The organism is Geotalea toluenoxydans JCM 15764 (assembly GCF_001311985.1).
GTDB lineage: Bacteria > Desulfobacterota > Desulfuromonadia > Geobacterales > Geobacteraceae > Geotalea > Geotalea toluenoxydans.
Genome location: NZ_BBCJ01000020.1, coordinates 1 through 13,902, shown reverse-complemented (window position 1 = coordinate 13,902; position 13,902 = coordinate 1). Strand labels below are relative to the sequence as shown.

Sequence of the window (13,902 nt, the reverse complement as noted above, 5' to 3'; positions counted from 1 at the left end):
TTAGAATCGGTCGGCGGTTGATGGTCGGTGGTCGGCGGCATTTTTCAACCCAATCACCAATCACCAATCACCAATCACCAATCACCAATCACCAATCACCGCATTTAAATGAGCCACGTTTCCAGCTCCAGATCCGCCCCTGCATAGCTCAGCATAAGCGGAGAATCCGCCGGCCACCGGCCCATCTCTTCCTCGCCGCGCAAAAGGGTAAAATATGCAAAAAGCTTGTCACCCGGCAAGAGGTTAAGGCTGTCCAGGGGAATTCGTGCTTCGGCTACCTTGACTATTTTCCAGCAGCACATGGCTTCCGTTGCATGCCAATCCCTTTCTCCTTTGACCCACAGTGGCCCTTCTTCCGCCTCCAGGCCCATGGTCAGCCGGTACTCTTTTTCATGGATCAGATGCAGGTTCAGATGGTCTTGCGGCAGCAGGATCTTGCCCAGTGATTGGACGCCATCGATCCTGAAATACATGTATTTGCGATCGAAGCCATAGAAAAAGGACTGCATCAGGGCTTCAGCCGCGTGCATTGCCGATGCCTGCTTCGTCAGGTCATAGAGCCCGGCAGCAAGCCATTCGAAATAATCGGTGACAAAACCGCTGATGGCAGGTGAAAGCAGTGCCGCCGGTTCACGGACAAAACCGGCCACCCCTTTTTTCTTGATCGGCTCGTAGAGCTCGGTCGGTATGTTCAGACCGAGCAGTCGGTAGACATTCATCAGGTGGCGTCGAAACAGTGCATCAAACCTGTCGCTGTGGGGAGAGAAATGGTCGTCTCCATACCACCAGAACCAGTCACTCCCTTCCGCAGCATAGAGTGACCGGCAAACGGCAATGGCAATTTCCGAGCTTCATCCCCTTTGCCGGAAAGCAGAGCCCCCACCTCGGGACTGGCCTCAACGGCAGCCTGGCGGGCCTTGGCCAGATAATCCCAGCCGAGGTTCTCTTCAGGATGGCCGATCCAGATGCCATAGTTGGCATTTATCCATGATCCGGGATGGATATGGCCGATGCTGTGCCTGCCATGCACCCGATCCAGCACCTGGGAAAAAGTGGCCGGCGTCAGTCCAGGGCTCTCTGCCACAGCCCGATAGAGCGACTCAAAAAAGTGTACCCGTTGTCCGCATAGTACTCCCATGCATTCTCCCCGTCCAGTATCACCGGCACGACCCTTGCGCCATGAATGCGGTGGCGGATGTCCTGCAGCCTGTCAATAAAATCGGCAACGGCCCGCTCAGGGCTCCACTGTGAATAGGTAAACCCAATCAGGTCCGACAATGCATGATCCCGAAAAAAAGTGAAACTTCACGACCCTGCTGTTGAAACTGGTATGGCTGGTAGAGGGCTTCCCTGTTTGAACCTATTCCTCCCGGCAAGGTATGGGAGAGGACTCCTTCGTCGGTAGCCGCCCAGACAATGCCGCAATCGGCAATAATGCCCAATGCCTCGTCGCTTACCGATCCTTCCGACGGCCACATTCCCTTTGGTTTGAAGCCGAAGATTTCCTCGAAACGTGCAACGCCCTGGGCTACCTGGGCATGGGCATCCTCCGGGTGCTGAAAGGAAACAGCCGGCAGATTGACCTTGGGCATGGCAACACGGGCTTTTTTCACATCGCATAAAAGCGGCAGGATCGGGTGGAAATAGGGTGTTACCGACAACTCGGCCTTTCCTTCCCCGTGCAGCTTGCCGTACAAGGGAATGATTTCCCCGATCAGCTCCCGCTGCCGTGAAAAGAGCCGCGCCTTGTCCTCTTCGGTAAAGTTCTTTCCCTTTTCCATCAGCTGCCTGAATTCGGGAAACCGGCGCTTGGCCGCCTCCCCGGTCCAGGCAAGAAAGAACCACACTTGCAGGTCGATGAAGTCCTGGTCCCTGAACTGGCGCAGGTGCTCTTCCAGTCCGCCACCTTCTCCGGCCAGGCAATAGAGCTCCAGATAACGCTTGTAAGGCTCTATCATCCGCTGACGGTTGGCAGAGAAGAAGTTTTCCAGAATAAAAAGCTTCTCCTCCTCCTTCATATCTGCAGGCGCCTTCTGTCCAAGCAGCAAAAACTGATCTACGGCAGCCCCGGAGCATAGTCAAGGATCTGATCCAGGAGGGAGGGCACCAGGTTGAAAACAGCTCGGGCTCCTGGGATTTCATCGACAATTGCCGCCATGTCATAATAATCCTTTATGGCATGGAGATAGGTCCAGGGCAGCGCATACTCACCCTTGAGAGGGTCCTTGTAGTACGGCTGGTGCATATGCCAGAGAAAGGTTATGTACAGGGGGTTTGTCATGTAAGAACCCGGTGCGAAGTTCGAGGTTCGAGGTTCGAGGTTTCAATCCTTTAACTTCGAACTCCGAACTTCGAACTGTTGTTATTGCAGCTCCTTTTTCCATTTCTCCACTTTTTTCCGATACTCGTCAAGCAGCCGGTGGGCCACCTTCTGGTCCTTGGCCTCGGCGATAATATGCACATAGGGGTTGTACTGGTCCGGAAGCACCAGCACCCAGTCCTCTCCGAAATGAACCTTGATGCCGTCGATGTAGATGGCCTCCCTCTCCAGGCTGTCCTCACTCATCTTGCGCATGATCCCCCCTTCATGTCCCACACACAGGGGACCCTGCCCTGGAGGAAGGTCCGCCGGGGGATGTCATCCAGGATGCGGGACAGGGGAATTTCTGCAGCCGCAGCCAGCTCGATGGTTTTGGCGATGGTAAACATGCCGTCGAAAGCCGCCTGGAATTTTGGAAAGGCAAAGCGTCCATCCATCGATCCGGCCATTATCACCTCTGAAGACTGGGCAGCTTCGATCATGGATCGTTCGGCACTCTTGGTACGGCGGACCGAGCATCCCTTCTCGTGTGCCAGCTGCTCGATAACCGACGGTGCTGAAACAGGCACGGCAAATGCCCCCCTGACTCCGGTTTTTAACGAAAGAGCCACCAGCAGGGTGAGAAATTCCGAGGCTCATAGAGCCTTCCCGTCTCATCTACAAGAATAACCTCTTCAGAGGTGGTATCAAGCCAGAATCCCGCTTTTGCCTCCAGAGAGGAAACGATTTTTGCCAGTTGTTGCAAGCTCTGTGCGTTGTTTTCCGGTTTTTTCGTCACCCGCTCTTCATCGATGTAGGCGTTGATACCGATAACCTCGCAGCCCATATCGTTGAGGATAGCCGGCAGAGTCTGACCAGCAGGGGAGTGGTTGAAATCCACCACCACCTTGAATCCCGCCTTTCTCAGCAATTCCATGTCCAAAGCGCGGGCAAACCCTTCCCGGTAAAAATCGGCCACCTGGGGCAGTTCGCTGATCCCCCCCGGCTCCATATGATGGGCACGGCGGAAGTTTTCCTTGTAAAAGATCCGCTCCACGTTCTTGCCCATGGAACTGGAAAAGTCCAAACCATCGGCATCGAGAAAGACAATCTCCGTGGAGGCCGGATCATCTATGGCCTGGCGGAAGTGAACCCCGCCGGCTTCGCCAAAGGTGCGAAGCTTGTAACGCATTATGGGCAGCGACACCATCTTCAGGTCGCGCACGTTGACGCCTGCAGAAAGTATGCCGCCGAGAAAGCTCCGCTTCAGCATCCGCGAAGAGAGGGAGGCATCACGCCCAGCCAGGACAAAGCTACCCTTCTGCAGCGAGGTGCCATAGGCACATCCAAGCTTGGCGACAAATTCCGGAGTCAGTTCGATATTGGTAAGCCCCTTGATCATTTTGCCTTCAAAGAGCGATTTTTTCCACCGTTCGCCCCAAATGAGGTTGCCCGTTACCGTTGATCCCCCTCAATCACCTTGCGCGGCCAAATCTTCACATCACGCTTGATGTACACTTCCTCACCGATGGAGGTGTCGTCGGCAACGATGGTCCCTTCTTCCATGACCACGCCCTGGCCGACACTGACATTGTTGCAGATGACACTGTCGGTAATCTTGGCCCCCCGCTTGATGTAGACGTTATCCCAGATCACGCAGCGGGAAAGCCGCACGCCCGGCTCGATGGTGCAGTTGCGGCCTATGACCGTGTCTTTCAGCTGGGCATTGTCCTGGACCTGGGAGTTGTCGCCGATGACGACGGTGCCATCGAGAATGACACTTCGATCAAGTTTGACATCGGCGCCGATGCGCAGGTCCTTGCCGATCAGGTCCTGCTTGTGGGCATCGATCCGAGCATATACCTTGCCCCGCAGGATATCGTGATGGGCCTCCCGATACGAATCGGTATTGCCGATGTCCCGCCAATAGCCTTTAAGCGGAAAACCGAACAGGGGCTCCTTCTTTTTCAGCAGCAGCGGAAACAGGTCCTGGGAGAAGTCGAAATTTTCCCCCTCGGGAATATATTTGAATATCTCCGGTTCGAGCACATAAATGCCCGTGTTGATGGTGTCGGAGATGATCTCGCCCCAGCCCGGCTTCTCCAGAAACTGGGTTATCCGCTTCTCCTTATCGGTTATGACCACGCCGAACTGCAGCGGATCTTTGACGGAGGTCAGGGTAATGGTCGCCAGGGCCTTATTGTCCTCATGGAAATTGAGCACCTTCTGCAGGTTGAAATCGGTAAGAAGATCGCCGCTGATGATGAGAAAGCGCTCGTTGAGGTATTTCTCCGCATATTTAACAGCACCCGCCGTGCCCATATCCTCCAGCGGCGTAACGTACGTAATTTTGACACCGAAATCGGCGCGTCCCGGAAAAAATTCTTGATGATATTGGGCTGGTGGTAAAGGAGCAGCACCAGATCAGTCACGTGGTACTTCTTCAAAAGTTCGACGATGTGGAGCATGATCGGTCGATTGAGGAGAGGAACCATAGGCTTTGGAGTATTACAGGTCAGGGGTTGCATGCGGGTGCCGAAGCCACCGGCCATAATAACTGCTTTCATAGAAACATCACTCCTTTACATTAAATTGACATTCAATTGGATTTTATTCGCCCTTTCTTTTCCAACACCCGTCGTATCTCATCCTTCAGCTCCTGCAAGTCGCTGGATTTAACCACATAGGCATCGGCAAGCCAGGCGGAGAAATCATCCTTGTAAAAGGAAAAAGCGCTGGATAAGATTACCGGCAGTTCGTGGCGATCTTTGACTATCTGCTGAAGCAGTTCTATGCCACTTTCATTCTTCAGCTTTATGTCCAGAATGACCAGGTCCACCCCATTTGCTTTAAGCTGCTCAACCGCCTCTGCGGCAGTAGCGGCAGTGATCACCTCATAGCCCTCGTCGGCAAGCTCCTGCGAATAGAGCAGCCTGATATTGGCCTCATCGTCCACCACCAGTAGTTTACTCATTTAAGCTTTCTCCTTTCTTGATGGGTAGTTTCATTTTATAGACCGTTCCGCCGCCGGGACGGTCTTCAATAATGAACTCGTTGCCGTGCCGCTCCAGGATTGCCCGGCAAACGGGCAAGCCGGTGCCCGTGCCAAGCTCCTGGGTATCGACAAAGGGAGTGGTCAATGATTCCCGAATCTCTTTCGGCATGGCCGGACCGGTATCGCTTATTTCCACCACTACTGAATCCCTCTCCTGGCTGGTCTTGAGCCGGATCTCACCGTTATCCGTCAGGACCTCCATGGAATTGATAATGAGAGCCCTGACACAGTAGCTTATCTGTTTATAGTCGATCCATACCATGGGCAGGTCGGCGGCCAGATCGAGATAACTGCTGATGCCCCGCTGCTTCAGCCGCTCAAGCATTTCCACATAAACGGAGCTTACCAGCTGGTTCACATCCCACATGTCCATGGCGGGAAACAGGGAATCCGAATAGCTGAGCACTTCTGCAAGCACATTTTCCAGCTGCTTTGCTTCGGCAACTATGGTCTCGATCTGCGCCCTTCTCTTGTCGTTCTCGTCACTGTTCTTCAGCAACGAGCGGGCAAAACCGCCTATTATCATAAGCGGGTTTCTGATGGAATGGGCGATGCTGGAAGTGATCTTCCCCACCAGTGCCATTTTTTCCATCTTGACGATCAGTTCCTGCTGCTCCTTGAGTTTCACGTTGGCAGCAGTCAGTTTGGTCAGTTCCTCCCTGAGCCGCTCGTGCAGAGACGCCCGTTCCAGGGCAAAGGCCACGGGGAAGGCAAAGGTTTCCATGGACTGCATGTCCTGAACAGTGATCGGCTTGTGGGTGACGCAGTTATCGGCAACGATGACCCCGATGCGCCGCTTTCGCGAAATGAGCGGCGTAACCAGGAAACAGTCCACACCGAGAACCGCCGCCAGTGCAGGATCAACATCCGGATTGTGAAGGGCATCCTCCACCAGTAACGGTTTTTTCCCCCTCAGTGCTCGGTTCAGAATGTGCGTTTCATCGGTGAGCGGCACTGACAGCCTCTCCAGGATATCCTGGAACTTGACCTTTTCCGACGACAGCTTGGTCTTCTGGAAATTCCTCGCCATGCCATGCAGGGAATCATTGGTTCGATCTATATCCTGCCAGATCTGCCACGCCTCTTCGTAGTTTCTAGGCCCCACCCCCAGATATCCCTTCAGATATTGGCGATCCTTGTCAGCATGAGCAGAAAGGCCCGATTCATGCCGAACCCCTTGCCGGCGGTAATGGCCGTCATTGCCACCGACAGGACCTCGTCCAGGTCCATGGACGTCTGCAGCACCACGCTGAGTTCATGGAGGAACTTCATCTCCCGCGTCTTTCGGTTGACAAAGTTAGTCATGGAGGCCATCCTGGCCCTCTGTTCCTGATACTCGGCCACGATCAGCGGCAGAATAGCGGACAGGGGGGCTCCCGAATCCTTCAGGCGCTCCATGTCATTCTTGAACCGGGGACACTCCAGGCATTTCTCCATGATTCGCTGCTGCAGCGCACCATAGAGCATCTCCTCCCCCTCCATGATATATGGACAATCTGCGGAGGATATTTCTTTCTTCGTCCAGCAACACTCCCAGTCCAAGCAACCTCCGTGAAGCAAGTTCAGCAATCGGCAAAGTTAACAGTTTGGCAGGTCACTACTCGTGCGGTGTTTCCTGTTAAATAACCTATCAGGGTGCGGAAACTGCAAAAGTATAACAGCATGGACTGTTTTTTCAAGCCGACTAAGATTTTCGCCATTAAAATAATATCAGCATGATATATTGTGCGGAAACGGCCACAGTCCCTTCCAATAGAGCGCGGACCCATACGGCCAGCGCACAGGCCAAAAGGAAACTTAATAAATGGAACTTGAGGACCGCAGGCCCGAAAACAAATTAAAGATCGGCGTCAGCGCATGTTTGCTGGGAGAGAAGGTCCGCTACAATGGCGGGCATAAGCTTGATCCCGCCATCACCGGTATCCTGGGTAGGCTCTTTACCCTGGTCGGAGTATGCCCCGAAACAGGCTGCGGCCTGCCCACACCAAGGGATGCCATGCGCCTGGAAGGGAATCCGGCGGAGCGAACCTGATGGTAATAAGAACCCGCCAGAACCTGACTGTCCCGATGCAGCATTTCTGCCGGATGGAAGTCATACGGCTGACAGGACTGGCTTTGTCAGGGTTCATTTTCAAGGCGAGATCGCCCAGCTGCGGGCTTTGCCGGGTAGAGGTCTTCAATGAAGGAGTTTCCGCCGCAACCGGCAGGGGATTGTTTGCCGAAGCCATGGTCCGCCAATTCCCGCTGATGCCCATGGAAGAAGAGGAAACGCTGCACCTGACGGCTGTCCGTGAATTCTTCATCCAGCGAGTGCTGGACTATCACGACACAGACTAGGAACCCTTTCCTATCAGCCCCTTCAACCGCTCCATATCATGGACGACCACCCGTCCGCCATCCACCTCTATAAGCCCCTCCTCCTTCAGCTTCCTGAAGGTGCGGGACAGAGTCTCGCTGACCGTCCCCAAACGGGATGCCAGTTCCCCCTTTTTCATGTCCAGATCGATATAGGTCTTGCCCTGAAAAGAGGTGGATTTCCTTTCCGCCAGTTCAACCAGGTAAGCGGCAAGCCGCGCCGGCACATCGGCAAAGGAAAGTTCTTCGATCTGCCTGGCAAACCGGCGAAGCAGAAGGGAAAGGGACACTATCAGATTGAGGGAGAAACGTGGATTTCTCTCCAGAAGCCCCATGAAAGCTTCGCGGGGGAAGAAAATCGCCTCGCCGTTCTCCATGGCCTTGGCCTCGGCGGGATATTTGCCGTCGCCGAAAAAGGCGGCCTCGGCAAAGGTTTCCCCGGCATGGACAAAATGTAACACTTTCTCCCTGCCATCTGGGGAAATTTTACACAATTTCATGGAACCTTCAGCCAGAAGATAGAAGCCATTGGCAACCTCCCCGTCCGTAAAGAGGGATTCCCCCTTGGCAAAAGGACGTTTCACGGCAATCGCCTCCACCTGGGCCAGGTTCTCGTCATCCAACCCGGAAAAGAGCAGGGATTTCTTCAGAATTTGCGGAATTTCCATTGGTACTCCTTTTTGATTCCCCTATAAAATAGGGGGGAGTGAGGGGGGTGCGAGATGTTTTACGATCCGCTCTGCCACCGACTCAGGCGTCAGACCGTATTTTTCCGCCAGCACCCTGTCGGGGGCAGACGCCCCGAATGAATCCACGCCGATGAAGAGGCCGTTTCTGCCCAGAAGCCGCCACCAGAGTGCCCCGTGTCCGGCCTCCACAGCCACCCGCACCGATCGTCCCCCCAGCACCGACTGGCGGTAGCGCGCCGGCTGGGCCAGGAAGGTCTCCAGACAGGGTATTGAGACAATCCTGGCGCCAAGGCCCTGTTTCGCCAGGAGATTTCCGGCTGCCATGCCAGCGAGACCTCGGAGCCGCTGGCCATGATGGTTACCAGCGGAGCATCCGCGGTTTCCACCACATATGCCCCCCGCAGGACCGCTTTCGGATCGAAGGCATCTTTACGGAGCAGGGTCGGCACCTTCTGCCTGGTCAGAATCAATGCCGTCGGGCCTGATTTTTCGCCAGGGCCGCATTCCAGGCCATGGCCGTTTCCGTGCCGTCTGCGGGGCGAAAAACAGTAAGATTGGGAATGAGACGTAGCGCCGAGAGCTGTTCCACCGGCTGATGGGTCGGCCCATCCTCGCCGAGCAGTATTGAATCATGGGTGAAGACATAGACGACCTGCAGCCCCATCAGGGCGGCCAAGCGGATGGAAGGGCGGCAGTAGTCGGAAAAGGCGAGAAAGGTACCGCCAAAGGGGATAAAACAACCATAGAGGGCCATGCCGCTCATCATGGCAGCCATGGCGTGTTCGCGGATGCCGAAATGGATATTGCGCCCGGCAAAGGATCCGGCGGCTATGGAACCTGCGCCCTTGATACCGGTGTTGTTGGATGGCTCCAGGTCGGCAGAGCCCCCAACCAGGGCCGGTATCAGTGCAGCCGCCTGCTGGATGACGCGCCCGGAAAGGGAGCGGGTCGCCCCCTCGGCTCCGGCCGATGCGTTCAGCAGCTTCGCCCCCAGTTCAACCGGCACCCGGCGCTGCCACATCTCCTCCCACAGGGCTGCCTTTTCAGGATTGCGCCGCTGCCATTGTTGGAGGCCTTTCTGCCACGCGGCGTATTCTCCCTTCAGTTCCTCTGTCCGCCGCCGGCATAGGGCCCGCACTTCAGCAGGCACATGAAACGTTTCTTTCGGCCAGCCCAGAGCCTGGCGTGTTGCCAGCGCCTCCTCGGCACCGAGTGGAGAACCGTGGGCCGCCGCCGAATCAGCTTTATTCGGGCTGCCATGGGCAATATGTCCGGGCGATGATCAAAGAAGGGGATTCCTTCTCCGAGCGGGCCGCACCCAAGGCCGCCTCTATCTGGTCAAAGTCGTGGCCGTCGATGCGCTGCACATGCCAGCCCAAGGCCGTGAATTTTTTGCCGACGTTCTCGGAAAAGGCAAGCTCGGTCTTCCCCTCGATGGTAATGCCGTTGTCGTCATATATGTATACGATGTTGCCCAGTTTCAGATGACCGGCAAGGGAAGCCGCTTCCGAACTGATGCCCTCCATGAGGTCTCCATCGCTGACAATGGCATAAATGCGGTGGTCAATGGGAGAGAACGTGTCGTCGTTGAATCTTGCGGCAGCCATCTTTGCCGCCAGGGCCATACCGACGCCGTTGGCAAACCCTTGGCCCAAGGGGCCGGTGGTAACTTCAACACCGGGAGTATGGCCATGTTCGGGGTGTCCCGGAGTACGGCTTCCCCATTGGCGGAAGTTTTTCAGCTCGTCCATCGGCAGGTCGAAACCGAACAGGTGGAGCAGCCCGTAAAGGAGCATGGACCGTGCCCGGCCGAGAGGATGAAACGATCACGGTTGGGCCAGTCCGGCTTCTCGCAGTTGAAACGCAGATGGTGGTGCCACAGGGTGAAGGCATAATCGGCAGCCCCCATGGGAAGCCCAGGATGGCCGGAATTTGCCTTCTCCACGGCATCAACCGCCAGCATCCTCAGTGTATTTGCCCCCAACCGCATCTGTTCCACTGTAAGCCGCTGCTTGTCCATGGCAACCCCCATTCTCCAAAAAGAATCCCTATTCCACATCATGTTGACTCCGCTGTCAATCATCCTTTATCAGGGCTTTGCAAAAACGCCATGAAAAAGGACCTCGCCAATTTCTGCAAGATCTCCACCCGGGTACTGGGAAGCGGCTGAAGAGTCAGGTGCCTGGTGATTTCGCAATGCAGCCCTGCCGGTTGTTTTCAAAGCACCCATTGCCAGGGGTCGAGGTTGAAGTAAACTTAGTTGCCAGGGAGGATGTGCATGTCCGCTGAAGAGGTAATCATCGTTGGTTCCGGTTCCACCGCCTTTGCCGCTGCCCTGCGCGCCCAATCCCTGGGGCTGCGGGTGAAGATGATCGAAAAGAGCGTTCTTGGGGGAACGTGCATCAATTGGGGCTGCATACCTAGCAAGACTTTGATCCATGGCTCCTTTGTGCGCCACATGGCCATGGCCGGCGCACAAATGGGGACCGGTACGGCAACCGACGGCATTGATTCTCCGCTGTTCTTTGCCTATAAAGATCAGGTTGTAAACCATCTTCGGCAAACCAGATATCTGGACGTGCTCAAGAAGGCGCCCAAGGTGGAAGTGGTAAAAGGGACGGCACGATTTATCGCTCCCGATGCCGTTCAAGTGGAAGAGCAGGTCTTTCGCAGCCGGAGAATACTGATCGCGGCCGGCGGCCACCCCCGCACCATCGCTGTTCCCGGACTGGACAAGATCCAGTATCTCACCAGCAGAAGCGCTCTCCTGTTGAAAACGATCCCCGAATCACTGGTTATCATCGGTGGTGGCGTCATCGCCGTTGAGCTCGGGCAGATGTACCTGAGAATGGGAAGCCGGGTAACGGTGCTGGAGCATGGCAGGCGCCTGCTCCCCATGGTCGAGGAAGAAATAGTCATGGCCATGCAGGAAGCATTGGCAGCAGAGGGGATGCAGATCGTCGTCAATGCCTCGACCTGCTCCGTAAGCCAGGATGGTAATACAACGATAATTGAAGCCGAAGTTGACGGAACCACACAGCGGTTCAGGGCGGAAAAACTGCTGGTTGCCGTCGGCACCGCACCGGCCACGGCAGACATCGGTCTGGAAAAGACCGGGATTGAGCTGGACGGTAAAGGTTTTATCCGGGTCGATGGGCAGATGCGCACCAATGTGCCGGGCATCTGGGCCGCCGGCGACATCGTGGGGGGGATGATGATCGCCACGGTCGGCGCACGGGAAGGGATAGTAGCCATAGATAACATGGTAAATCCCGGCTGCGGCTGTCTCATGGACTACCATTCTGTCCCCATGGCTATCTTTACTGATCCGGAAGTGGCCATGGTCGCTACACGGAAGGTGCAGCCCGCAAGGCCGGTTTCTCCGTCACCGTCAATACCATGCCCATAGCCGCCGTGCCCAAGGCCCATGTGACAGGAGATACCCATGGCGCCATCAAGATGGTTGCCGATGCGGAAAGCGGCCGGCTGCTGGGCATCCATCTATGCTGCCACCGCGGGGCGGATGTCATCAACGAGGCCGCCCTGGCCATCCAGTGCAAACTCACCGTCGACGACCTTGCCTCCATGCTCCACGTCTACCCCTCCATGGCCGAAGGACTGCGCCTCTGCGCCCAGGGTTTCAGCCGCGACATCAGCCGACTGTCCTGTTGCGCCGAGTAGAGGAAAAGTAAATGGGGCATGATGTTAGCGTCATGCCCCATTTTTGCTGTCAACAGCCTGTAACGGCGATGCTACTGTGTAATTGCTATTGCAGTGACCTTATTATTATTGGTCTCGTCGGATTCAACCACACCGTTTCCATAACTGTCCGCAACAAAACCGACATAATAGTTACCGGCAGCAAGGGATGCGGCGATCGTAGCAGTGCAGCTAAAGGGTAAAGTAGTGTTCGCAGGCGTAGTTCCGAATCCAACACTACAAAGTGCTGTGTCTGTCGAAGTAATCACGTTGTCCTGGGAAAGATACATACTCACAAAATAATAACCGGAGTATTGGGCACCCGTTGCCCCGTACCCCTGGTTCGATACTGTTCCGCTAACTGTAATCTGCTCACCTCTCTGCGCAGTTGCAGGGCTGACTGCCGTCGAAATCACCAAGTCAGGAAGTGCGGTAAGACTAAAAGCCTGTGACCAACTATTGTTAGTTTCGTTGGTCTCTTCATCAGCATTGGTATTGTCAGCCAGAACACCGATATGGACGCTTCCGCCATAAGTATTCATTGGGATGATCCCTGTACAAGATACGTTTTGTGACGCACCTGGTGCAAGAGTACCAACTTCGGCGGTACAGACCAGCGTGTCGCTCGTTGCGAAGTCGCTGTCCGAAGATATATATATCCCTGCCGTTGTACTGGTGGCTGCTCCAGCCCCTTGATTCTTGATGGTGGCGGTCACAGTAATCGGTTGCCCATTTTCGGCGCTTGTCGGAGCAGTGCCACTTATGACAACAAAATCGGGCAGTGCCGTGTACTGCAATTGTTCAGAATGGGTGTTGTTGGTTTCGTCCGTTTCGGAGATCAGGTTGCCGTCGTCAGTAATCACGCCTACATGGTATGTCCCTGTGAGGAGGTTGGCGGGAGGCGTTCCATCGCAGTGATATGTCAGTGTTTGGCTGCCGGCCTGGGCGACAACCGGGGTGCGGCACAACAGGATATCTTGCCGGTTGATGATGTTATCGGTAGAGAGATATAAACCAAGCCAGTGGGCACCGGAAACGGCATCGCCCGTTGGCCCGGTGCCCTGGTTTCTCAAGTATCCGCCCGCGTTAAAAGTTTGTCCTGTTTTTAGGGCGTTCGGGGCGAACAAAGCTGAAATAACCAAGTCCGAAGATGTTGGCGCCACCACTGGTGCGAACTTTACTGTAGCCGCATCAGTGGCTACCTGGTCGGACTTCCGGCCGGCTATGATCAGATTGTTATCGTTGTCAATTGTGGCGGCATTGCTGAAATTCGAAGAATCCACCTGCGCTTTCAGGAAGGCAGGATTCCCGGCAGCGTCTAGCCACTGGGGCTGGCACTGTGCATTATATGCCATCACACCAAAACTTTTGTCCTGGCTTCCAGCCAGATAAGCCTTTTCGTCCGGCCCGATGGCAATGGCATTGAAACCATAAGGAGTGGGATCCGTATACTGCGTCAGCGACGTCATATACGTTTTGTCGTCACACAGTATGTTCAGATTTGAATCGAAAACTTTCATCGTGCGATAAATATCATTATGGCCGCTTGTTGGATTGTAAACAGTTTCATAGCCACTACCGAACACATGACCCTGTGTATCCACCGCGATTGCAGTGGTCTTGAAATTATTATCGATGTACGCATAACCGTTGACAAGAGGGATTAGATCCTTACTGAACTTGCGGTAATAGGTCGAATTGGCATATATGCCACCCATTTTTCCTATGGCGTAGATGTTCTGATTCAGATCGGTAACAACTTTCATGATCTGAGACTGCCAAGGCACGCGAAGGGCATGACGCAG

9 protein-coding genes and 4 pseudogenes are annotated in these 13,902 nt (G+C 55.0%); 3 read left to right on the top strand and 10 right to left on the bottom strand.

What is annotated here, in order from left to right; genetic code table 11:
• Positions 1-104 precede the first annotated feature (104 nt).
• From JCM15764_RS26895 to JCM15764_RS26865, 5 genes and pseudogenes are all read right to left on the bottom strand, one after another.
• A pseudogene (locus JCM15764_RS26895) lies at positions 105-2,281 on the bottom strand (glycoside hydrolase family 57 protein).
• An 81-nt stretch (positions 2,282-2,362) separates the two neighbouring features.
• Positions 2,363-4,866, bottom strand: a pseudogene (locus JCM15764_RS28505) (sugar phosphate nucleotidyltransferase).
• Between the two features lie 32 nt (positions 4,867-4,898).
• Positions 4,899-5,273, bottom strand: a complete 375-nt coding sequence (locus tag JCM15764_RS13485; RefSeq protein WP_054696585.1) for a response regulator — start codon at positions 5,271-5,273, stop codon at positions 4,899-4,901.
• Positions 5,266-6,459, bottom strand: a complete 1,194-nt coding sequence (locus tag JCM15764_RS13480; RefSeq protein ID WP_279384445.1) for a GAF domain-containing sensor histidine kinase — start codon at positions 6,457-6,459, stop codon at positions 5,266-5,268. Before JCM15764_RS13480 ends, JCM15764_RS13485 begins: the two co-directional genes overlap by 8 nt.
• Positions 6,460-6,473: 14 nt before the next feature.
• Positions 6,474-6,896 (bottom strand): hypothetical protein, encoded by a 423-nt coding sequence (locus tag JCM15764_RS26865; RefSeq protein WP_279384444.1) that lies wholly within the window; start codon positions 6,894-6,896, stop codon positions 6,474-6,476.
• Positions 6,897-7,158: 262 nt separating this feature from the next.
• On the opposite strand from JCM15764_RS26865, the pseudogene JCM15764_RS13470 reads away from it, so the two are divergent.
• A pseudogene (locus tag JCM15764_RS13470) lies at positions 7,159-7,691 on the top strand (2-thiouracil desulfurase family protein).
• On the opposite strand, the gene JCM15764_RS13465 reads toward JCM15764_RS13470, so the two are convergent.
• The 4 genes and pseudogenes from JCM15764_RS13465 to JCM15764_RS29905 form a co-directional block, all read right to left on the bottom strand.
• Positions 7,688-8,377: a Crp/Fnr family transcriptional regulator gene (locus JCM15764_RS13465; RefSeq protein WP_054696578.1), complete on the bottom strand. Its 690-nt coding sequence runs from the start codon at positions 8,375-8,377 to the stop codon at positions 7,688-7,690. The pseudogene JCM15764_RS13470 and the gene JCM15764_RS13465 overlap by 4 nt on opposite strands.
• A 21-nt stretch (positions 8,378-8,398) precedes the next feature.
• The gene (locus JCM15764_RS29915) at positions 8,399-8,722 is read right to left on the bottom strand and encodes a transketolase-like TK C-terminal-containing protein (RefSeq protein ID WP_279384443.1); all 324 of its coding nucleotides are present in this window, start codon (positions 8,720-8,722) and stop codon (positions 8,399-8,401) included.
• 142 nt (positions 8,723-8,864) lie between these two features.
• Positions 8,865-9,665 (bottom strand): thiamine pyrophosphate-binding protein, encoded by an 801-nt coding sequence (locus JCM15764_RS29910; RefSeq protein ID WP_279384454.1) that lies wholly within the window; start codon positions 9,663-9,665, stop codon positions 8,865-8,867.
• Positions 9,643-10,361, bottom strand: a pseudogene (locus JCM15764_RS29905) (thiamine pyrophosphate-binding protein). Before JCM15764_RS29905 ends, JCM15764_RS29910 begins: the two are co-directional and overlap by 23 nt.
• Before the next feature lie 315 nt (positions 10,362-10,676).
• On the opposite strand from JCM15764_RS29905, the gene JCM15764_RS13455 reads away from it, so the two are divergent.
• Both JCM15764_RS13455 and JCM15764_RS28495 read left to right on the top strand, forming a co-directional pair.
• Positions 10,677-11,807: a dihydrolipoyl dehydrogenase family protein gene (locus JCM15764_RS13455; protein ID WP_369412332.1), complete on the top strand. Its 1,131-nt coding sequence runs from the start codon at positions 10,677-10,679 to the stop codon at positions 11,805-11,807.
• Complete coding sequence (locus JCM15764_RS28495) at positions 11,798-12,079, top strand: oxidoreductase dimerization domain-containing protein (protein WP_369412331.1); 282 nt, start codon at positions 11,798-11,800, stop codon at positions 12,077-12,079. The genes JCM15764_RS13455 and JCM15764_RS28495 overlap by 10 nt, the downstream gene beginning before the upstream one ends.
• 71 nt (positions 12,080-12,150) lie before the next feature.
• Here JCM15764_RS28495 and JCM15764_RS13450 read toward each other — a convergent pair.
• Positions 12,151-13,902 (bottom strand): CARDB domain-containing protein (locus JCM15764_RS13450; protein ID WP_243688989.1); only part of this gene is annotated, 1,752 nt, incomplete at its 5' end.